Source organism: Flagellimonas meridianipacifica, from assembly GCF_003001695.1.
Classification (GTDB): domain Bacteria; phylum Bacteroidota; class Bacteroidia; order Flavobacteriales; family Flavobacteriaceae; genus Flagellimonas; species Flagellimonas meridianipacifica.
Map to the genome: position 1 here is coordinate 364,027 of NZ_PVYX01000001.1, position 22,365 is coordinate 386,391.

At 40.6% G+C, this 22,365-nt stretch carries 19 protein-coding genes; 11 read left to right on the forward strand and 8 right to left on the reverse strand.

Going from position 1 to position 22,365, the window contains the following annotated elements:
* Window positions 1–47: 47 nt before the first annotated feature.
* The 4 genes from CLV81_RS01565 to CLV81_RS01580 all read right to left on the reverse strand — a co-directional run bounded on the left by CLV81_RS01565 (window position 48) and on the right by CLV81_RS01580 (window position 5,867).
* Window positions 48–1,205: a formimidoylglutamase gene (locus CLV81_RS01565; protein ID WP_106143312.1), complete on the reverse strand. Its 1,158-nt coding sequence runs from the start codon at window positions 1,203–1,205 to the stop codon at window positions 48–50.
* Between the two features lies 1 nt (window position 1,206).
* On the reverse strand, window positions 1,207–3,690 hold the full coding sequence (gene topA, locus CLV81_RS01570; RefSeq protein ID WP_106143313.1) for a type I DNA topoisomerase: 2,484 nt from the start codon (window positions 3,688–3,690) through the stop codon (window positions 1,207–1,209).
* 119 nt (window positions 3,691–3,809) lie between these two features.
* Complete coding sequence (locus tag CLV81_RS01575; RefSeq protein ID WP_106143314.1) at window positions 3,810–5,060, reverse strand: LVIVD repeat-containing protein; 1,251 nt, start codon at window positions 5,058–5,060, stop codon at window positions 3,810–3,812.
* A gap of 72 nt (window positions 5,061–5,132) precedes the next feature.
* The gene (locus tag CLV81_RS01580) at window positions 5,133–5,867 is read right to left on the reverse strand and encodes a hypothetical protein (RefSeq protein WP_106144862.1); all 735 of its coding nucleotides are present in this window, start codon (window positions 5,865–5,867) and stop codon (window positions 5,133–5,135) included.
* A 124-nt stretch (window positions 5,868–5,991) separates the two neighbouring features.
* Here CLV81_RS01580 and miaB point away from each other — a divergent pair, with 124 nt between their 5' ends.
* From miaB to CLV81_RS01620, 8 genes are all read left to right on the forward strand, one after another.
* Window positions 5,992–7,458 (forward strand): tRNA (N6-isopentenyl adenosine(37)-C2)-methylthiotransferase MiaB, encoded by a 1,467-nt coding sequence (miaB, locus tag CLV81_RS01585; protein WP_417935388.1) that lies wholly within the window; start codon window positions 5,992–5,994, stop codon window positions 7,456–7,458.
* 3 nt (window positions 7,459–7,461) lie between these two features.
* Window positions 7,462–8,739 carry a sigma-54 interaction domain-containing protein gene (locus CLV81_RS01590; protein WP_106143316.1) on the forward strand — a complete coding sequence of 426 codons (1,278 nt, stop codon included), beginning with the start codon at window positions 7,462–7,464 and terminating at the stop codon, window positions 8,737–8,739.
* 24 nt (window positions 8,740–8,763) lie between these two features.
* The gene (locus CLV81_RS01595) at window positions 8,764–9,282 is read left to right on the forward strand and encodes an LptE family protein (RefSeq protein WP_106143317.1); all 519 of its coding nucleotides are present in this window, start codon (window positions 8,764–8,766) and stop codon (window positions 9,280–9,282) included.
* 6 nt (window positions 9,283–9,288) lie between these two features.
* Window positions 9,289–10,176, forward strand: a complete 888-nt coding sequence (locus CLV81_RS01600; RefSeq protein ID WP_106143318.1) for a hypothetical protein — start codon at window positions 9,289–9,291, stop codon at window positions 10,174–10,176.
* 2 nt (window positions 10,177–10,178) lie between these two features.
* Window positions 10,179–10,547, forward strand: a complete 369-nt coding sequence (secG, locus tag CLV81_RS01605; protein ID WP_106143319.1) for a preprotein translocase subunit SecG — start codon at window positions 10,179–10,181, stop codon at window positions 10,545–10,547.
* A gap of 147 nt (window positions 10,548–10,694) precedes the next feature.
* Window positions 10,695–10,973, forward strand: a complete 279-nt coding sequence (locus tag CLV81_RS01610; RefSeq protein WP_106143320.1) for a co-chaperone GroES — start codon at window positions 10,695–10,697, stop codon at window positions 10,971–10,973.
* Between the two features lie 23 nt (window positions 10,974–10,996).
* Window positions 10,997–12,628 (forward strand): chaperonin GroEL, encoded by a 1,632-nt coding sequence (gene groL / locus CLV81_RS01615; protein WP_106143321.1) that lies wholly within the window; start codon window positions 10,997–10,999, stop codon window positions 12,626–12,628.
* A gap of 130 nt (window positions 12,629–12,758) precedes the next feature.
* Complete coding sequence (locus CLV81_RS01620; RefSeq protein ID WP_106143322.1) at window positions 12,759–15,212, forward strand: hypothetical protein; 2,454 nt, start codon at window positions 12,759–12,761, stop codon at window positions 15,210–15,212.
* On the opposite strand, the gene CLV81_RS01625 is transcribed toward CLV81_RS01620, so the two are convergent.
* The 4 genes from CLV81_RS01625 to CLV81_RS01640 form a co-directional block, all read right to left on the reverse strand.
* The gene (locus CLV81_RS01625) at window positions 15,209–15,925 is read right to left on the reverse strand and encodes a heavy-metal-associated domain-containing protein (protein ID WP_106143323.1); all 717 of its coding nucleotides are present in this window, start codon (window positions 15,923–15,925) and stop codon (window positions 15,209–15,211) included. The genes CLV81_RS01620 and CLV81_RS01625 overlap by 4 nt on opposite strands.
* Window positions 15,926–16,282 (reverse strand): heavy-metal-associated domain-containing protein, encoded by a 357-nt coding sequence (locus tag CLV81_RS01630; protein WP_106143324.1) that lies wholly within the window; start codon window positions 16,280–16,282, stop codon window positions 15,926–15,928.
* Window positions 16,283–16,305: 23 nt separating this feature from the next.
* Window positions 16,306–18,540: a TonB-dependent receptor plug domain-containing protein gene (locus CLV81_RS01635; RefSeq protein ID WP_106143325.1), complete on the reverse strand. Its 2,235-nt coding sequence runs from the start codon at window positions 18,538–18,540 to the stop codon at window positions 16,306–16,308.
* 81 nt (window positions 18,541–18,621) lie between these two features.
* Complete coding sequence (locus CLV81_RS01640) at window positions 18,622–19,032, reverse strand: HYC_CC_PP family protein (RefSeq protein WP_245911894.1); 411 nt, start codon at window positions 19,030–19,032, stop codon at window positions 18,622–18,624.
* Window positions 19,033–19,165: 133 nt separating this feature from the next.
* Between CLV81_RS01640 and CLV81_RS01645 the strand changes: the two genes are divergently transcribed.
* The 3 genes from CLV81_RS01645 to CLV81_RS01655 all read left to right on the forward strand — a co-directional run bounded on the left by CLV81_RS01645 (window position 19,166) and on the right by CLV81_RS01655 (window position 22,324).
* Window positions 19,166–19,615, forward strand: a complete 450-nt coding sequence (locus tag CLV81_RS01645) for a GAF domain-containing protein (protein ID WP_106143326.1) — start codon at window positions 19,166–19,168, stop codon at window positions 19,613–19,615.
* Window positions 19,616–19,707: 92 nt separating this feature from the next.
* Entirely contained in the window at window positions 19,708–21,240 is a 1,533-nt protein-coding gene (gene purH / locus CLV81_RS01650) for a bifunctional phosphoribosylaminoimidazolecarboxamide formyltransferase/IMP cyclohydrolase (RefSeq protein ID WP_106143327.1), read from the forward strand.
* Window positions 21,241–21,295: 55 nt separating this feature from the next.
* Window positions 21,296–22,324: a rod shape-determining protein gene (locus CLV81_RS01655; protein WP_036380166.1), complete on the forward strand. Its 1,029-nt coding sequence runs from the start codon at window positions 21,296–21,298 to the stop codon at window positions 22,322–22,324.
* The last annotated feature ends 41 nt before the right edge of the window (window positions 22,325–22,365 follow it).

The following is a 22,365-nucleotide window of genomic DNA, read 5'->3' on the forward strand; positions in this document are numbered from 1 at the left end:
GTGCAAATTATTGTACAAAAACAATTTATCCTCTAAAATTAATTTGTTTAGTTAAGGCCCTTTCTGTAGGCCTTGAACCACCGTTCTGGAATATTTTGGTTACATGCTTCCAAATAGTCCTCTTCGGTGCATGGTAATAACGCTGGTGAATTTGTTTTAGTATGTTCCGGTAAAATTGAAGGAACTTCCACCCACCATCTTTCCGTTACATGGCTTTTGTAGAAAATGAGCTCCTCGGTATCGGTGGGTACGGTGAACTTGGTAAAGTCTTCACTTTGGGATGTGGGATGTTCCTTTACCCTAAAGGTAATGCCTTCCAAGAAATACCAAATTATCTGTGCAATCATCTGAAAACCTTGGTGTGAGTTATCGCCCTCATAAATACCGAATAAAGAAACCGAATCGCTAAGACCGGCATAACGGGCAATACTACATATCTCGCGTCCTGTAAATCCATTAGGGGAAAAACTTCTCCCCATGCCCATTTCACTGGCACGGATTGAGGTAAGGTCCAAACTTACTATATGGGCGTTGCGCAAAACAGGTTCAGCCAGAGAAAGATTCGCTGCGACATCCCCCAATCTATAGGCATCAAAAAAAAGTCTTTCCATTAAGTCCAATTCTTCTTGAGCATTGAAGTAACTCTGAAAACCTAAATTGGAAAAATTGAAAAGGTTGTTGGGTTTATCTGTGATGATTTTGCTCATATAAGAATTGGAGGAGATCAATTCATCCGCTTGACCAAAATCAAATCTGCTATCAATACTTACCAGATTGACCATGTCCTTTATCTTATCAAAAGCCCTATATGTGGGAAAGGTAATATCTTGAGTGGCTCCTATTATTATAGGTATGATTTTTTCTTCCAAGAGGCCTGCCACAATTTCCTTCACAACAAAATACGTATCCTCAACAGTTTCTCCTTCCTCAACGTCCCCAATATCCAATATGGTGGCTCCCCAATTCCCCTTCATCAATCGATACAACTGAATCCGTACTTCATCAACATCCAGTGGCGAAGGTTTTTTCTCTACTGCGTTGCGCGATTCCAACACACCAAAAATAGCTACTGTTGCATTAGCAAAAACTGGAAACCCTTTTTGCTCGGTATGTTTATGAATACTTTTTCCAAGGGATTGAGGTGGCAGCAATTCGGAATATGCCAAGACCTTATCCTTAATGGGAACCAAAAAATCGAATGCCATGTTACTTTTTCGTCTTAGCCTTGGACTTTTTCTTCGGGGTTTTCTTTTCGATAAGGGCTTTGGCCTCTTCCAACGTTATTTTGGATGCATCCACATCTTTAGAAAGCTCAACCTTTACCCTTCCTTTAATAATGTTATGTCTACCCCATCTTGCTTTTTCAATTCGGATTTTTTCTTCGGGCCATTCCTGTACCAACTTTTCAGCCTCCTTGATTTTCTTGTTTTCAATCAGTTCGGCAATATCCGCACTAGAAAGATTATCAAAATCATACTTCTTGTTCACATTAATGAACATACCGTCCCATTTTATAAATGGTCCGAATCTTCCTTTACCTTTGGTAACGTCCTTTCCTTCATATGCGGCTATAGGTGCATCTGCTCTTTCCTTCTCTTGAATCAATTCTATGGCTCTGTCCAAATCTACCTCAAAAGCATTTTCTCCTGCGCCTAGGGAAACGAATTTTTTGCCAAACCGAACATAAGGTCCATATCTTCCCACATTCGCTTCTATTTCTTCCCCTTTGTACACTCCTAACTTTCGCGGAAGTTCAAAGAGAGACATGGCTTCCTCAAAAGTGATGGTAGTGATGGATTGGTCTGGAAGCAAACTGGCAAAAAGAGGTTTTTCCTCTTCTTCAACGGTTCCAATTTGGACCATAGGACCAAATCTTCCCAATCGGGCGGCCACCTGTCTCCCAGATTTTGGGTCGGTCCCAAGAACACGCTCTCCGCTTGCACGCTCTGCATTTTCCTCCACATCTTGAACATTGGGATGGAAGTCTTTGTAGAACTCTTCCATCATTTCTTGCCAATCCTCATCCCCAGCAGCAATCTCATCAAAATTCTCTTCAACCTTGGCGGTAAAGTTGTAATCCAAAATAGTGGTGAAGTGACTGACCAAAAAGTCATTCACAATCATTCCTATATCTGTTGGGACCAATTTTCCTTTGTCAGAACCTACAAGTTCTGTCAATTTCTTTTCGGCAACCTGATTGGATTCCAAAGTAAGTTGCATGTAACTGCGTTCAGTTCCTTCTACAGTTCCTTTCTCTACGTAGCCCCTATTTTGAATAGTTGAAATTGTAGGCGCATAGGTAGACGGTCTTCCAATTCCAAGTTCTTCCAATTTTTTCACCAAAGAAGCTTCTGTGTAGCGATAGGGTGGCCTTGAAAATCGTTCAGTAGCTGTAATATAGTTGTTGGTCAGTGCTTCTCCTATGGACATAGCAGGAAGCATACCTTCTTGTTCCTCTGCTTTATCTTCTTCATCGGTACCTTCCAAGTACACTTTAAGGAAGCCATCAAACTTGACTACTTCACCATTGGCCACAAATTCTTCCTGATGGGAACTTGCTTTAATCTTTACGTTGGTACGCTCCAAAATGGCATCGCTCATTTGGGAGGCCAGAGTGCGTTTCCAAATCAGCTCATATAATTTCGCTTGGTCACGTTCCAATGAGGGTGACTGCAATTTCATATCTGTTGGGCGAATTGCCTCATGCGCTTCTTGAGCTCCTTTTGATTTGCCTGTGTAGTTTCTTGTCTTGCTATAGGACTCCCCATAATTCTGAACGATAGCGTCTTTAGCTGCACTTAGGGCCTCGTTGGAAAGATTTACGCTGTCAGTTCGCATGTAGGTAATAAGTCCCGCTTCGTATAAGCGCTGAGCTACCTGCATGGTACGACTTACCGAAAAATACAACTTTCGTGAAGCTTCCTGTTGTAAAGTTGATGTTGTGAACGGTGCAGCTGGCGATTTCTTGGCGGGTTTCTTATCTAGATTTCCTACCGAAAAACTAGCTCTAACGTTTTGTTGCAAAAATGCCCTGGCCGTTTCCAAACTTGGGAATGTTTTGTTCAGCTTTGCCGAAAAAACACTTCCATCTTTGGTTTTGAATTCGGCTCGAATTCTAAAAGATGCCTCTGGATTGAAAACTTCTATCTCGCGTTCGCGTTCAACAATCAATCGAACGGCAACGGACTGTACCCTTCCGGCCGAGAGTCCTGGCTTTATCTTTTTCCAGAGAACCGGTGAAAGTTGATATCCCACCAAACGGTCCAACACACGTCTGGCCTGCTGGGCGTTCACCAAATTATAATTTATCTCACGTGGGTTTTGAATAGCTTTTTGAATTGCAGATTTGGTTATCGAATTAAAAACAATCCTCTTTGTTTTGTCTCGGTCCAATTTTAGCTCCTCTGCCAAATGCCATGAAATGGCTTCTCCTTCTCGGTCTTCATCACTTGCCAACCATATCACATCCGCTTTTTGGGCTAAATCCTTTAGTTTTTTAACAAGGGCCTTTTTTTCCTTGTCAACTGTGTATTTAGGTTTGAAACCATTCTCTACATCAACTCCTAATTCTTTGGAAGGAAGGTCTGCAATGTGTCCAAAACTGGATTCAACTTGATAGTCTTTACCTAAAAACCGTTCGATGGTTTTTGCCTTTGCAGGGGACTCAACAATAACTAAATTCTTCGGCATGCAATGCTTTTTAAGCTAACAAAAGTATATCAAAATTTCGATTCTGGATTTTAGATAGGTTGATATCAAAAAAAATATCCCGCAAAAAACGGGATATTCAACTGGGAAATTGCGCGACCTTAATTAAGGCCGATTTGACTTATAAGCTGGATTTTATCATCCAGATATTCATATTGAAACAGTATTTCATCGCCCACCATTATCAAATGGCTTTCCAAGGGAATGACATCAAACGTAACAATATCTTTAAAATGGTTTAACAAAGAAAGACCCTCGACATTTGTTTTGTCATACACCTTTAAACCCGAAGACCCATCACATATAAACAGCTTCTCATCTCGGATACCCAAGCCATAAGGCTCATCCATAGGGTAGGAAATAGTCAATTCCGGTTTTTCAATATCTGAAATATCTACAATGAAAAGACCACTTTCAATAGCTCCACAACCGTTTCCTCCCCGTAAGGTAACGTATGCATAATCTCCATCTACAACAACTGGGTCACAGGCTGTTCCGTGCTGAAACTCTGAAACAAAAGTGGGCGTTGCCGGAGATGAAATATCATAAATGTACATCCCGCGCATACTTCCCAAAAATAAATGCTCTCCTCTATTGAATATAGTCTCTATGTCAAATCCTGCATAAACATCTTCCAAATCTTGAGGGTTTTCTAAATCCGAAATATCAAATACATTAATGGTATGGCTGTCCACAGCGTAGAGATACTCCCCCACAATCTTGAAGCGTGCCAAAGAACCTCCTTGTCCAGTAGTACCTCCATCAGAAGCTTCAGCTACAGCTATATCTCCAAAAAAGTCAAAATCTCGATTTTGTACTTCTTCAATCAATCTTCTTTCCGTGACGGTTTCCCAACCAATCAATATTTCAGTTTCGTAGTCATAGGCCTCATATTCTACAATATCTGCTTCAAAAGGAAAAAAGACCCATTCCCTCAATACATTTTCCAAACGATTCACTTGTTGGATATTGTTAATGTCAGTTATATCCAGAACAATCAAGTCCATTAAACTATCAGCATACAAAAAATTGTCCTTAACCGAAATATCAACATTTCCGGGAATTTCAATAAAAGCGATTTTCACAGGTTGCTGAGGATTGCTGTTGTCGATTACATGAACCCCTCGGCTTTTATCGTTGATAAAGACATAATCTTGATAAGCGTATACCTTTCCAGATTCGTCAATAGGTTCTGGCGGAAGAACATCCACATTATTGGCAAAATCCGCTCTGCTCATGACCAAAGGTCGAGCTACCAGGTATTCCGCATATTCGTCATCATCATTTGAGTCATCACAGGAAATAAAAAAAAGGGTGGCTAGGGATAAAAGAAATAAAAATTGCTTTTTCATTGTTGTTTAAGTTTTTTGGATGAATGTCACCCTTTAGATAAAAAAGCTTAAACAAAGTTGCGCTTAGAAATGCTAAAATTCCGTTTCGGAAGAAAACCCTATGCTATCTTTATAAATGAAGTAAATAGGTATACGTGTGAACATTGCCGTGAACAAAAACCCTATAAAACAAAGCAGTATACCCAACTGAGCCACCAAGCTGGAAACGAAAATCAACCCAAAAATGATAAGCCAGTTTTTGTTCCCCAATGCAAAGGACGCCTTGGTAATTTCTCCGGAGGTAAGTTCTTCATCAAACGCAAAAAAAGCGGAGAGAAGTGACATCGGGACCACTAAATAAATAAGGCCAATACCACAGGCTAGCATGCCCAGAATGGAAAGTCCGGTTATAATCAAAGCTAATGTAAAAGCCTTACTCAAATAAGGTTTTTTGAAATAAAAAAAATAATCGTCCTTTCCAATCTCATCGGAATCCACCCTTCTACAAATGCGCAAAAAAGCAGCAGTCAGGCAAGTGGTGAACATGGTTACTCCTATCAGCATAATTGGGTAATAGACAATGAAGAACAAAATCATTGACGCAGGCAATTCTTCACTTTCAAAATAATAGGGGTCCGTCATCCCAACTGCAACCATAGGAATGTATGCCACCAGATAGAATGGAATGATTACCACAAAAGTCAACAACAAGGTAATGAAACCCTGAACCCATACTTTTTTGAAGAGTTCAAACGAAGCATTAAAAATCCTTCCGAAATCCAGAGCCCCGCTTGAATCGATTTTTTCAGAGACTTGTGAAAAGTTCATTTTTGGTTGGTTTTTATTACCGAGCAAGTTAAGAATATCCCAATAACCTAAAAGGCCTATTAAATAATACTGCCAAATTGTCACTAGAACAGAATATGCACTATCTTTGCCCTCCATTTGAAGCATGATGAACGAGAAAGAGCATTCAGAGAAAATAATCCAAGAAGAACTGCAAGGAAACACACTTACATTGGAGCAGATTCAAAGCAACACCAGAAAGCTTTATATTGAGAGTTACGGGTGTCAGATGAATTTTTCCGATAGCGAAATAGTAGCATCAATATTAGCAAAAGAAGGTTTCAATACCACAACCCAACTTGAAGAGGCCGATTTGGTTCTTGTAAATACCTGCTCCATTCGAGAGAAGGCAGAGTTAACCGTACGCAAACGTTTGGAAAAGTTCAATGCGGTAAAGAAGATAAATCCGGGAATGAAAGTGGGCGTATTGGGTTGTATGGCCGAACGCCTAAAAAGCAAATTCCTTGAAGAAGAAAAAATAGTGGATATGGTTGTAGGACCAGATGCCTACAAAGACCTGCCGAACCTTATTCAGGAAATTGATGAGGGAAGAAATGCCGTGAATGTTATCTTATCCAAAGATGAAACGTATGGGGATGTAGCCCCAGTCCGCCTGAACTCCAATGGCGTCACAGCATTTGTCTCCATTACCCGTGGCTGTGATAATATGTGTACTTTCTGCGTAGTACCATTTACTAGAGGAAGAGAACGTAGTAGAGACCCACAATCTATTTTGGAAGAGGTCAATGACCTTTGGGGCAGAGGTTTTAAGGAAATTACCCTTTTAGGGCAGAATGTAGACAGTTATTTGTGGTATGGCGGCGGTTTAAAAAAGGATTTTGATAAGGCTACGGATATGCAAAAGGCCACCTCGGTTAACTTTGCCAAGCTTCTGGATATGGTTGCCCTCGCCCAACCCAAAATGAGAATCCGTTTTTCCACCTCCAATCCTCAGGATATGACCTTGGACGTGATTGAGACCATGGCTAAACATGAAAACATTTGTAACTACATTCACTTGCCGGTTCAAAGTGGTAGCAATCGAATCCTGAAAGCCATGAATCGCTTGCATACCCGTGAGGAATATTTTGAACTTATAGATAATATCCGAAAAATCAATCCGGAATGCGCTATAAGTCAGGATATGATTTCTGGATTCCCCACTGAAACCGAAGAAGACCATCAAGACACCTTAAGCCTGATGGAGTATGTAAAGTATGATTTTGGCTTCATGTTCGCTTATTCTGAGCGACCAGGAACTTTGGCAGCCCGAAAACTGGAAGATGATGTCCCTGCGGAAACCAAGAAAAGGAGGTTGCAAGAAATTATTAATCTTCAACAAAAGCATGGGCTCTTCCGCACCCAACAGCATGTAGGAAAAGTAGAAGAAGTGCTCATTGAGGGACCTTCCAAAAAATCAGACGCGCATTGGATGGGAAGAAACTCCCAAAACACCGTTGTGGTATTTCCAAAAGAAAACTATCAGGTAGGGGATTTTGTCAATGTGAAAATCAACGATTGCACTTCCGCCACACTCATCGGCGAGGCTGTTGAATATTCAAAGAACAACTAAAGCATGGAAAGCATTCAGTCCATAAAACAACGATTCGAGCTTATCGGAAACGATATGCAACTGAATCGGGCCATTGAAAAAGCTATGCAAGTAGCGCCAACGGATATCTCCGTGTTAGTCACTGGAGAAAGTGGTGTTGGGAAAGAGGCTATTCCAAAAATCATACATTCCTTATCCCACCGAAAGCATGCAAAGTACATTGCCGTTAACTGTGGGGCCATTCCTGAAGGCACCATAGATAGTGAATTGTTCGGTCACGAAAAAGGGGCTTTTACGGGCGCTACCCAAACCAGAAGTGGATACTTTGAAGTGGCGGATGGAGGTACCATTTTTTTGGATGAAGTGGGTGAACTTCCTCTTACAACTCAAGTTAGACTACTTCGTGTTCTGGAAAATGGAGAATTTCTAAAAGTGGGGTCTTCACAAGTTCAGAAAACCAATGTTCGGATTGTGGCCGCTACAAATGTGAACATGTTTGAGGCCATTAAAAAGGAAAAATTCCGTGAAGACTTGTATTATCGATTAAGTACGGTTGAAATCAATATACCACCACTTCGCGAAAGACAGGAAGACATTCACTTGCTGTTCCGAAAATTCGCTTCTGATTTTGGGCAGAAATACAAAATGCCCACCATTCGTTTGGAAGAAAATGCGATTGATCTTCTTTTAAAATACAGATGGCCTGGTAATATTAGACAATTGAGAAATATTGCAGAACAGATTTCAGTATTGGAGGAGAACCGAAGCATTACTGCAGCTACTTTGGGCAGTTACTTACCGAATGCCAACAGTACTAACCTACCTGCGGTAATCGGGCAAGAAAAAAAGGAAAGTGACTTCAGTAATGAGCGTGAGATTTTGTACAAGGTACTTTTTGATATGAAAGGTGATTTGAACGATTTAAAAAAACTCACCTTGGAACTTCTTAAGAATAGCGACACGCAAAAGGTCCAGGAAGAAAACGAAACCTTAATTCGAAAGATTTACGGAAATCAGGATGAAAATCAGATGGAAAGGGAAGAAACTCTGCCCACTGAAGTATTGCATCTTCCAGAGCCCGTTGTGGAGAACAGTACCCCACAGGTTTCACGACCCTCCGAGGACCGATATCATTTTGCAGAGGAAATAGAAGAAGAGGAAACCCTTTCTTTACAGGAAAAAGAAATTGAACTCATAAAAAAATCGTTGGAACGAAACCGGGGCAAGCGGAAAGCAGCAGCAGCAGAGTTGGGAATCTCGGAACGAACCCTTTATCGAAAAATAAAACAATACGATTTATAACTGGTAAATCCTTAATTTGGGCGGATGGGAAAAAAGATAATGATAGTTGGATTGTTATTAGGAGTGTTGAATCTGGTGGGATGTGGAGCCTATAATTTTTCAGGAGCGGATATTGGTACAGCTCAAAGTTTCCAAGTGAACTTTTTTCAGAATTATGCCGATCAAAGTCCGAGCTCTATCATTGTACCTAGTTTGGACAGGGATTTTACATTGGCTCTTCAAGACCAAATCAACAATTTGACCAGTCTTTCGTTGACAGGAAGCAATGGAGATCTTCTCTATGAAGGAGAAATTGTAGAGTATCGGGTTACTCCCATGACCGCTACATCTGATCAGCTGACGGCACAAAACCGTTTGACTATGAGCGTTAATGTGCGCTTTTTCAATAAAACCAAGGAAGATTCGGATTTTGAAAAACGATTTTCCTTCTTCTTTGATTTTGATGCCTCAGCATCTTTGACCTCCATACAGGCTCAGGCGCATGAGGAACTTTTTGAACGCTTGACCCAGGATATCTTTAATGCCTCACTAGGTAATTGGTAACTCTTTATGAACGTTTCGGATTTTTTACATATTCTTCGAAAGTCAAACACTATTCTATCTCCCCAACAAACACGGGAATTGGAAGATATAATTGCTGAATACCCCTATTTTCAGGCAGCTCGGGCACTGCACTTAAAGGGTTTGAAAAATCTTGATAGCTACAAATATAATAGTGCCCTCAAAGCAACTGCCGCCCATACCACGGATAGGGACGTGCTTTTCGATTACATTACTTCCAACGAATTTGTTCAAAACAACATTGCCGATTCCATAGCGGGCAGGGCTCCAAAACTGGAAGAAAAAGAAATAGTGTCTGAAGAAATTGAACCAAATCCAGACACAGAGATTTTTATTCCAGAGTCTGAGGAGAAGCCCTTACCACAGAACATTCAGGATGCAGAGCAGATTTTGGACCCAAAGCTCTTTGCTTCTAAAGAACCTAAACCTCGAACCGAAGTACAAGTTGGAGACGAAGAGGATGCCGAAACCCAACTAGGCATAGGCAAACCCTTAAGCTTTACGAAAAGTGAAAAACACTCTTTCGTTGAATGGTTGCAATTAACTTCTGATGAAACAACCAAAGCGATTGATGTGGTAGAACCCATCGAAATAGACAAAAAAAGGAAGTTTGAACTTTTGGATAAGTTTATAGAAAACAATCCTAAAATTGTTCCAAAAGAAGAATCCCAGGCCAGGGTAGACATCAAAGATTCGGTACGTATGGACAAAAACGAATTAATGACTGAAACCCTTGCCAAAGTTTATCTCGAACAAAAGAAATACAAAAAAGCAATTCAAGCCTTTAAGATATTGAGTTTGAAATATCCAGAAAAAAGTGGTTTCTTTGCCGACCAAATTCGAGCGGTCAAAAAACTGCAAAAAGAAAAGAAATAACAATGAGTACGTTTACCATCTTTTTGATTCTGATAATAATCGTTTGCCTTCTGTTGATGTTGGTGGTTATGGTGCAAAATCCAAAGGGCGGAGGATTATCCTCTTCATTTGGTGGTAGTGGAAACCAAGTTGTGGGCGGTGTCAAAAAAACTGGTGATTTTTTGGATAAGAGCACATGGACCTTGGCGACCTTGTTGATCGTGTTGATTTTGTTGTCCAATGTTTCTCTAAAAGGAAGTTTTGGTCAAGCGCAATCCAAAGTATTGGACGGAAACGATGTTGAGACCACTGTTCCCGAAACGGTACCTGAGCAAGTTCCAGAACAGGTTCCAGCTGCGGACCAGACCAATCCAGCAGATACTATCAACTAAAGATAAATGACATAACCTTATATGAATGCCAGCTTAAATGACAAGCTGGCATTTTTATTTTATCAGAATGTCAGTTTTTTGGTAATGGCATAATTTCTGCCCTTCCAAACGAGAATTTTTAAAACAAATACCTAAAAAAATAAGAATATGGCTAAAGTTAACATCAAACCATTGGCGGATAGAGTTCTTATCGAGCCCGTTGCGGCCGAGACCAAAACTGCTTCTGGAATCATAATCCCTGACACTGCAAAAGAAAAGCCTCAAAAAGGAAAAGTGGTGGCTGTAGGTCCAGGAACCAAAGACGAAGCTGTCACCGTGAAAGTAGGTGACACTGTGCTTTATGGCAAGTATGCAGGTACCGAGCTAAAATTGGACGGTGTTGATTATTTGATGATGCGCGAAAGTGACATTTTAGCAATTGTATAACTAAGAAAATCAACTAAAAGAAAATGGCAAAAGATATTAAGTTCGACATTGAAGCACGCGATGGTCTTAAAAGAGGTGTGGATGCCTTGGCCAATGCCGTTAAAGTGACTTTAGGACCAAAAGGTAGAAACGTAATCATTAGTAAATCCTTTGGTGCCCCACAGGTTACCAAAGATGGGGTTACCGTTGCCAAAGAAATTGAATTGGAAGATGCGTTAGAGAATATGGGCGCCCAAATGGTTAAGGAAGTAGCTTCCAAAACCAACGATTTGGCAGGTGATGGTACTACAACCGCAACTGTTTTAGCCCAGGCAATTGTAAAAGAAGGCCTTAAAAATGTGGCGGCTGGTGCAAATCCCATGGATTTGAAAAGAGGTATTGACAAAGCGGTAGACGCAATTGTAGCCAACCTTGCGAAACAATCCAAGAAAGTTGGAGACTCTTCTGAAAAAATCAAACAGGTTGCAGCTATTTCTGCAAATAATGACGAAACCATCGGTGACTTGATTGCACAAGCTTTTGAGAAAGTTGGTAAAGAAGGAGTAATTACCGTAGAAGAAGCCAAAGGAACCGACACGTATGTGGATGTAGTAGAAGGGATGCAGTTTGACCGCGGATACCTTTCACCGTACTTTGTGACCGATTCTGAGAAAATGATTGCCGATTTAGACAATCCTTACATCCTTCTTTTCGATAAGAAAATCTCTTCCATGAAAGACTTGCTTCCAGTTTTGGAGCCTGTAGCCCAGTCTGGAAAACCTCTATTGATCATAGCTGAGGATGTTGATGGTGAAGCTTTAGCTACTTTGGTAGTAAACAAACTGAGAGGTTCCCTTAAAATTGCCGCTGTAAAAGCTCCTGGTTTTGGTGACCGCAGAAAGGCTATGTTGGAAGACATTGCCATTTTGACTAATGGTACCGTAATTTCTGAAGAAAGAGGTTTCTCTTTGGAAACTGCGACCGTGGATATGTTGGGAACTACAGAAAGAGTAACCATTGATAAAGACAATACTACTATCGTAAATGGTGCCGGCTCTGCCAAAAACATCAAGACCCGTGTGAATCAGATAAAATCTCAGATTGAGACGACCACTTCTGATTATGATAAGGAGAAATTACAAGAGCGTTTGGCCAAATTAGCCGGTGGTGTTGCCGTTCTTTATGTTGGCGCCGCTTCAGAAGTGGAGATGAAAGAGAAAAAAGACCGTGTAGACGACGCATTACATGCAACCAGAGCCGCTGTTGAAGAAGGTATAGTTGCTGGTGGAGGTGTTGCTTTGGTAAGGGCTAAATCCGTTCTTAGCAAAACAGAAACTGTAAATGCTGATGAAGATACAGGACTACAAATTGTAGCTCGTGCCATTGAATCTCCATTAAGAACCATCGTTGAAAATGCGGGTGGTGAAGGTTCCGTGGTTGTAGCCAAAGTTATGGATGAAAAAGGTGATTTTGGATATGATGCCAAAGCAGACAAATATGTAGAAATGATGAAGGCAGGGATCATAGACCCAACTAAAGTGACTCGAGTCGCGTTGGAAAATGCCGCCTCTGTTTCCGGAATGATTTTAACCACAGAATGTGCATTGACTGACGTTAAGGAAGATGCACCTGCCATGCCTCCAATGGGTGGTGGTGGAATGCCGGGAATGATGTAAGATTAAGTCTTTCATAATAAAGGAAACCGCACTATTCTAGTGCGGTTTTTTTTGTTGTATATACTTGTTAAATCCTTGATAAAGTGGACACTGAACAGAGTGCTTTTTCGTATTTTAAAAAGAAAATAATATGAAAACTGTTCGTTACTGCCCGCTGCTTTCTTTCCTATTTTTTTTCACCTTCAATATAGATGCCCAAAAACAAGAATCTTCCAGATTAAAGGAAATGTATGGGTCTCGTTTCCAGCATTACAGAGAATCGATTCATTTACATTTAAACAAAACCACTTTCATTCAAGGAGATGAGATTTGGTGGACGGCCTACGCTTACCATAAAAAAAGCAATCAACCTTCTAATCCCACAAAGAATCTCTATTGTACTTTGTACAATTCTAGAGGCGAGCAGGTTGCCAAAGACCTTTTTTTGTTTGAAAAAGGAATAACCCATGGTAGTTTCAAAATAGACTCCACATGGAGTTCTGGCATCTACTACATCAAAGCCGGAACCAAATGGATGAATAATTTCAAAGAGGATGTCCCTTTTGTCCAAAAAATTGCCATTGTAGACCCTTTAACCAAAATAGAATCCCCAACAAATCACAAGGCCTATGATTTACAGCTACTCCCCGAAGGTGGACATCTAATATCCGATACAGATAATATGGTAGGACTGCGCATCGTAGACAGTAATGGCAGAGGTGTGCAGATTCAAAAAGGAGGGGTATACGATGAAGAAAACAATCAATTGACCGAGGTTTTTACCAATAAGGTAGGCTTGGGCCGTTTTGAATTACTGCCCAAAAAACAATTGAACTACACTTTAAAGGTGGTTCTTGGAGATGGAAGTATTATTGAAAAGAAACTTCCAAAGGCAAAGAACAGTGGAATTTCCATGGCGGTCAACAACATTTTGGAGGAGAAGTTGGTAGTCTCATTGAACACGAACAACAAAACCTTTGAAGCCATCAAAAAAGACTCGTTTCATTTGGCCACCCATCGCGATGGAATCATGACTTTGAATTCCTTTGTCTTTGATAGTATCTCCAGAAACATAAAAATTGACAAAAAAAATCTCTTGCCCGGTACGAACATCATTACCTTGTTCAATCAAAATTTGGAACCGATATGTGAACGTCTCATTTTCAATTTCAAGGGACTAGACTTGGCCAACGCTTCTGTGGTTAGGGGCAAGGAAAAAAGGGATTCCGTCTATTTGAAAATAAAGACCCTTACAAAAAAAAGCACTCCCGTCTCTCTGAGTGTATCTACCTTACCTGTATCCAATGCACACAATCTAAAGGAATCAAATATTTTTTCCTCCTTCCTTTTACATCCCTATTTAAAATCTTCAATAGAAAACTCCTCTCGGTATTTTTCGGATTCTGACAGGATAAAGGAATATGAACTAGACCTGGCTATGCTCACACAGGGTTGGAGCAGTTACGACTGGGGGCTCATCTTTAATGGGGAACCTGAAATCACCTATCCTTTTGAACATGGTGTAAATGCTCAATTGAAATTAAACTCAGAGCTGAAAAAAGAGGAGCGCTTGGCTTTGATTGGAAATGGAGTAGGTTCCATGGTTTTACTTGATTTGGACGACTCCCAAACCCTGGAGTTGACAGATTTGTTATCAAAAAACGGCGACACTCTTAGATTTTCCATTCGAAAGAAAAGAAGAGGATTGAGAAAACCAGACCTGGATATTCAATTCCCTATGGTCACCCTGAAAAACAATTCAACGGAATTCAGCGAGTACGTCGTACCACAAAAACTATTCACGGTCCCGTTGATTAACCAATCTTTCGAAAACATCCCCTTCAAGCTATCTAGTGACGTAATCAAGTTGGAAGAAGTAGTGCTGACAGAAGAGAAAAATAAGTCGAAGCTTGTGAGGAAATCACCATTGATGAATGACCAATTTAAAGGTGTTAAAATTGGAGAGAAAGAAATCAGGAGCAATGTGTTTCTGTTGGATTTCATTGCAAAAAACGGATTCAATGTGGATTTTATCATGCAAACAGGACAGGTGGTAATACGTAACAATAGACCTGGATCTGCTCAAGGAGGTGCATTTGGAACAGCTGGGGCCAGAACTGGTGGTGCAAGTTTTTTAGCCAATTCTAATTCCAGGGCAGCCTTTGTAAGAGTTTATGAAGATGACTTCTTGGTTAATGATCTGAGACAACTCTTAAATGTCCCCATGAGCGAAATAGATGAAGTTTACTTTGAACGTAATGGACTTGCAGGGGATTCTTTTGATTCATCGGCAGGTGTAATTCGAATTTACAGAAAAGTAGGTCCCCGTTTACGGTCAAATTCAATATATTTTGCTGAAAAATTGGTGGAAAACAGTTTTTCCAGACCTAAAGCCTTTTACAGACCAAAGTATTTTTCGACAGGAGGAGAGGCCTTTGAAAATTACGGGATTGTTCATTGGGAGCCCAGGTTAATCACTAACAATAAAGGTGAGGTGGGATTCAAAATCCCAAAAGACAACATTTCTTCAGTTAAAGTTTTAATAGAAGGAATGGGAGAAGATGGGTCACTCCTTTCACACACCGAAGAGATTTCATTGGATTAAATCATCCCAAGAAGCATCAGAAAAGCCATTACCAACATGATGGTATTTTCAATAAATGTAGCTTCCGTCATTGGGAGGTTCAAAGCAGTGCCTAAACATGCACAACGAATAGTTTTTTTTCCCAATAAAGCCCTAGTCACTCCAATGGTGGTTATTCCCAAGATGATTACGGTAACCCAAAGCGCAATTGAAACTCGTATTCGCATTAAAAACATTAGTCCCAAAATCAGTTCTACAAAGGGATAAACCCAACCATAAACTGGAATGGCTTTGGCTAGAGGGTCATACATTCGGAAGCTTTCAGGGAAGCCTTTTAAGTCTAAAAATTTGAAGAAGCTAAAAACGATATAGAATAACCCCATGAAATCCAACATGGCTTCGGAAGTGCTCCAGTCTTTGTAGTTGAGCAAAAATGCCGTAGCAAAAAGGTAGGTGAAAATCAAGAAAAGGGGGCGTAACTGCCCCCATTTTGATTTTTCTTCAGAACTTGCCAGTATTGAAGCAACACTTCCCTTTTCTGCAATGCCGTATTTTGCAGGCAAAGCAGATTGAAGCTGTGCCGAGGAGAAAAATTCAGACACCTCCATTGTGGCTTCACCTTTTTCCAAATCGACCACTACATCCAAAACACCATCTATTTTAGATAGTTTTTCCTGAACCGAGGCCACACAGCCCTGACAGGTCATTCCAGTTACAGAATAAATCTGTTGCATTTAGTGCTTTTTGTTATGATTTGAATCCAGTTCGCGATATCTACAGCAAGGGTGAACACTTTCATACGCCTCTTGTGTAGCCTTCAACTCTTTAGTATCGTGACCTACTTCGGCCATGGCCGATTTTATTTGCATGGCATTCGTTTTACGTTCGTCCACTATCAAAGACAACTCATGACTTGCAATATCCCAAACCGCATATTTCACTCCAGAAACATTTAGTGCAGCTTTTTCAATACGTGCTTTGCACATTTCACATACGCCATCCACTTCAAAGGACATTTTCTTGTTCTTTTCTTGGCCAAAAGTGACTGTAGAAATAGACAGGAGCATTAAAATCAATATACTCTTTTTCATTTTTTAGGTATTTATTTTTGTTTTTATACTTTAAATCGAAACCCCAGATATACCATTCTTCCAAGTATTGGGGCGAACACTATGGAAGTATCAAAATTCGGTCCAAATGGATCCTGGGCACCCAAAACGGGATTGTCTTGCCTAAAACCAGTAAGGTTCTCACCTCCCAGATAAACCTCAAATTTAGGGGAAAAGACCCTGGTTACCTGCGTATTCATAAGACTATACCCTTCTGAAAAATCTCCCAGCTGAAATTCCACTGGGTTAGATGCCGTGCTGGGCAAACGTTGCCTCCCCAAAGCATGAATGGTGTAATCGAATCGCCATTGGCTCCCATTCTCCTTTGGCTCGGTATTATACCCAACGTTTGCAAAATAGCGATGTTGCGCCTGCAAGGGTCTTTGTAACAAGCCTGTTTGATAAGTCGTTTGCACATCGTAATACTTATAGGCCATACGCAATTCAACCTTAGGCAAAACCTCATGATTGACCTCAACCTGCAGACTATTGGCAAAACTTTGGCCATCGAGATTAGAAAATCGAACCGCATTGGGATTTTCCCAATCTACAACTACTTGGTTTTGAAAATCAGTCCTGTAAAAATCTACCGAAAACGAACCTGGACGGTTTAGCCAGTTAAATTTCTGTAGAAACCCGAAACCAAAATTGACCGCTTTTTCTGCGTCAAATCCATATATATTTCCACCATTGCCATCCAATTGAATAATCCTACTAGAAGCAAAAAGCTTTTGATTTTCCGCAAATATGTTAGCCGCTCTCCGGCCCAGTCCAAAAGAAGCTCGAAGACTTCCTCTTTCCCAAGGTGTGTAGCGCACATGGATTCGTGGTGTAAAAAAGGTGCCAAGCCGGTTATGCGTATCTAAACGCAATCCAGCGGTAAGACTCAGTTTTTCCAAATTGGTATAACCGTACTCAAAGAAAGCTCCCAAAGATTGGTCCGTCCTACTGAATCTTTGATTGTTCACCAATTCATCGTAGCCATCGTAGGCGAAAGATAGCCCTGTGGTAAACTTATGTTTTGTGTTTCCTATGATGGAATTGAACAGAAAGTTGGAATATATGCTTTCATGGTCTATATCATACACATTGAATCCGTAAAATGAATCTTGGGCATGATTGCTATACGAGGTTTGAAATCCAAAACTTTGAAAAGGCAACTCTGGGAAAACGTATCCTAATTTGAGCGAACTATCAAACCTACGGGTATCAATTTCACTACCCCAAGCATTAGTGGTGAAACGGTCCGTTTCTGGATTAAAATCTGATTGACCTACCTGCTTTTCATCGTTCAAAAAACGAACGTTGATAAAGCTTACCCAACCTGTTTCAGGATTTTGGTATTGCCAGCGGTTCATCACATTGATTTGATTGGCCAAAGGAATGTCCAAAAAACCATCGTCATTATTGTCTACATCTACATCCCTTCGATTTCCATGGATGTAAAGTCCCGTACTCCATTTGTCAGAGAGTTTCGTGTTCAAATGGGTATTGAGCTCTAGTCTACCATTTAAGTTGGCATACCCATTTACAAAGACCGGAACATCCGATAATGGCTTTTGAAGCTCTGTGTTTATTTGGCCCGAGATACTCTCATACCCATTGGTCACACTTCCCGCTCCTTTGGTAATTTGGATACTTTCTACCCAGGTACCAGGAGTAAAGGTCAGACCATAAGCTTGTGAAGCCCCCCTTACCATCGGGATGTTTTCTTGGGTAATCAAAAGATACGGACTGGTGAGCCCTAGCATCTGTATTTGTCTGGTTCCAGTCAAGGCATCATTAAAATTGACATCGATGGCCGGATTGGTCTCAAAACTTTCTGAAAGGTTGCAACAAGCAGCCTTTAAAAGCTCTTCACTGTTTACGGTAACCACATTCTGAGCTGAAAAAAAAGCTTTTTCCACAGCCTCTTTTTTCTGTTCTACAACCACCTCATCCAATTGATTTGAAGGTTGCAGCCAATGATGTACCTTTCGCGGAGCATCTATAGTCAAGGTATCCGTCTTAAAGCCAATATAGCTTATGACCAGTTTGTTGTATTTAGGATCGTATGGAATGGTAAAAGTTCCGTCATCCTGGGTTATCGTCCCCAAGGGCGAGTCTAACCAGTACACATTCGCCCCAGAAAGACCAATACGTTTATTTTCTGCATTGGCTTCCATGACCATCCCCTCGATAGCATCTTGGGCGGTCAACAAAATAGGAAACCAAAAAAGTATAATGCTAATTTTCTTCATGTATGTATTGAATCGTTAAGAATAAAATAGTTTCATCCTTGACCTACTTGAAGTCAAGGCTATTCATTTCGATTCAATGCATCATATTAAAAAGACTTGGTCCAGAACATGAATGTCCCTAACCAGAATGGGAGGTGGATATTCCAAGTGAGGAACCGGTAGTTCTTCAAGAGGAACAAATAAATCGAGATACGAGGTGGAAAAGGCAAAAAGGAAATGCTGTTGCTCCAAGTCAAAATCCGACCATGTGAGTTTAAGGTCGTCCTGGCCTGTTAAAACAAAAGATTCATCATCGCAACAACCTGGTTTTTCGATATCTTCATCCAACAAAGAAAGTGCTACCTCCATACCACAATCATCGGCATGGGAGAAAAAAGATATATCCATTACACGCCCCATGCACAAGTGTTTATCCACGCTCCACGAAATTGTGGAAAGTAGCACCAGCACGGCCATAACTACTGAACAACCCTGTTGCAAAACCTTTTTCACATCGCAAAAATACAAAATATCACAATTTTGCTTCAACCTAGGATTAAAGCTTAACCAAACTTTATGGAACCGTCTTTGAAATTTTTTCGATTTTTGCACGACTATTCTGGACTCTAAACACAAGCAAAACACCATGTTTGAAGCCTTAAAACCGCAAGTGACAAAAATTCTCTCTCAGGAAGAATCCGTAGAGAACCGTCTTCTATCTGTTTGTGACCTTTTAAAAAAGGAAATCGAGCACTATGATTGGGTTGGATTTTATTTTAAAAATGGAGATAAAGAAGAACTAAAACTAGGGCCCTACGTGGGTGAACCTACGGACCATACCATTATCCCCTTTGGAAAAGGAATTTGCGGACAAGTGGCAGTGAGCAATGAGAATTTTGTGGTGCCAGATGTTGCGGCTCAGGATAACTACATCGCATGTAGCATTACGGTAAAGTCAGAAATTGTTATTCCGTTGTTCAAGGATGGGGAAAATATTGGTCAAATCGACATAGATTCCAACACACCATACCCCTTTTCAGAAGAAGATGAGCGTTTTTTGGAATATGTAAATGAGCAAGTAGCTCAAATTCTTTAAAACTACCCTCTTTTTGTTGATAAACGCGCTCTGATTTTCATAACAAAAAATTTACTTTTGTGAGCTTAAGAAATTGATTTTTAAGACACCACATGAGCACTTCCAAAAAAGCATCAAGCGCCTTAGTTTCAGTATTTCACAAGGACGGCTTGGAACCTATTGTTAAAAAACTGCATGAACTTGGCGTGACACTCTACTCTACCGGAGGCACCGAGAAATTCATCAAAGAATTGGGAATTCCCGTAGTCCCTGTTGAAGATGTAACAAGCTATCCCTCTATTTTAGGTGGCAGGGTAAAAACATTACATCCAAAGGTCTTTGGTGGTATTCTTAACAGACAGGACCATGAAGGGGATGTGGCCCAAATGGAAGAATTCGACATTCCGCAATTGGATATTGTCATTGTAGACCTCTATCCTTTTGAAAAAACCGTAGCTAGTGGTGCATCTGAACAAGATATCATTGAAAAGATAGACATCGGAGGGATTTCTTTGATTCGAGCCGCGGCCAAAAATTACAAAGATGTACTCTGTGTATCTTCAATGGAAGATTATGAAGACTTTTTGAATGTGATTACGGAAGGAAATGGCACCACATCTTTGGAAGACAGAAAACGATACGCCACCAAGGCATTTAATGTTTCCTCCCATTATGATTCGGCAATTTTCAACTACTTCAACAAAAATCATGAAGTGGCCACCTTAAAAATAAGCGAAACCAAGGGCAAAGTGCTTCGTTATGGTGAGAATCCGCACCAAAAAGGTTTCTTCTTTGGAGATTTTGAGGCGATGTTTGACAAATTGCATGGCAAAGAACTCTCTTACAACAATCTTCTGGATGTAGATGCGGCTGTCAATCTTATGGAAGAATTCAAGAATGACGACGCCACATTTGCCATCCTCAAGCATAATAATGCCTGTGGTTTAGCTACCAGAAGTACAATCAAACAGGCTTATGTGGATGCACTTGCAGGGGACCCTGTTTCGGCTTTTGGAGGAATTTTGATTGCCAATACCGAAATCGATTTGGAAACGGCTGAAGAAATCCATCAGCTTTTCTGCGAAGTGGTCATCGCTCCTAGTTATTCTGGCGATGCCTTGGAAATCCTTAAGGGCAAGAAAAATCGAATCATTTTGATTCAAAAAGAAACTAATCTTCCTGAAACCTTGGTTCGAACTTGCCTTAATGGAGCTTTGGTTCAGGAAAAAGATTTTAAAACAGATGTTGAAAATGACCTGGAAGCAGTTACCAACAAAAAAGCAAGTGCACAAGAAATTGAAGACCTATTGTTCGCTTCCAAGCTTTGTAAACATACAAAAAGCAACACTATAGTATTGGCTAAAAACAAGCAACTTTGTGCTAGCGGAACCGGGCAAACCTCAAGGGTAGATGCGCTGAATCAAGCCATAAATAAGGCAAATTCCTTCAATTTCGATTTAAATGGGGCCGTTATGGCCAGTGACGCCTTCTTTCCATTTCCAGATTGTGTAGAGATTGCACACGAAGCTGGAATACGAAGCGTTATACAACCTGGAGGTTCAATCAAAGACCAGTTGAGCATCGATTTTTGCAACGAAAATGACATGGCCATGGTTATGACCGGCACACGACATTTTAAGCATTAATTTTAGTACATTAGCCGATAAAATTTACCGTTAATCCAAAAAACCAAAGCCTTTTATGGGATTTTTTGATTTCATGACCGAGGAGATTGCTATTGACCTTGGTACTGCAAATACCCTTATCATTCATTTAGATAAAGTTGTAGTAGACAGCCCCTCCATTGTTGCTCGAGACCGAGTTTCGGGCAAAATAATTGCTGTGGGGCGAGAGGCCAATATGATGCAGGGTAAAACCCATGAAAATATCAAGACCATCCGACCCTTGAAAGACGGGGTAATAGCCGACTTCGATGCCTCTGAAAAGATGATCAATATGTTCATCAAAAACATTCCGGCGTTAAAGAAAAAATGGTTCCCACCTGCCTTGCGTATGGTTATTTGTATTCCGTCTGGTATCACAGAAGTGGAAATGCGTGCAGTTCGCGAATCCGCTGAACGGGTGAATGGCAAAGAAGTATACCTTATTCACGAGCCAATGGCGGCAGCTATTGGTATTGGTTTGGACATTATGCAGCCCAAGGGAAACATGATAGTTGACATAGGGGGCGGTACTACAGAAATTGCGGTTATCGCACTGGGTGGTATTGTATGTGATAAATCAGTGAAAATTGCGGGTGATGTTTTTACCAATGATATCATCTATTACATGCGTACCCAGCACAACCTTTATGTTGGTGAAAGTACTGCCGAAGCTATTAAAATCGAAATTGGCTCCGCTACAGAGGATTTAAAATCCCCACCAGATGATAAATCCATTCAAGGAAGGGATTTGTTGACTGGAAAACCCAAACAAGTACAAGTTTCATACCGTGAGATAGCCAAAGCATTGGACAAAAGTATTCTCCGTGTAGAAGATGCTGTAATGGAGACTCTATCACAAACCCCACCTGAGTTGGCAGCAGATATTTACAACACCGGGATTTACTTAGCTGGAGGTGGCTCGATGCTGAGAGGTTTAGACAGAAGACTCTCTCAAAAAACCGATTTGCCCGTTTATATTGCAGAGGATCCTTTACGGGCTGTTGTTAGAGGTACAGGTATAGCATTGAAAAATTTGGAGCGGTACAAAAGCATTCTTATAAAATAGACCCGTATTGAACTTTACGTGGGAGAAATACACTTCCACAA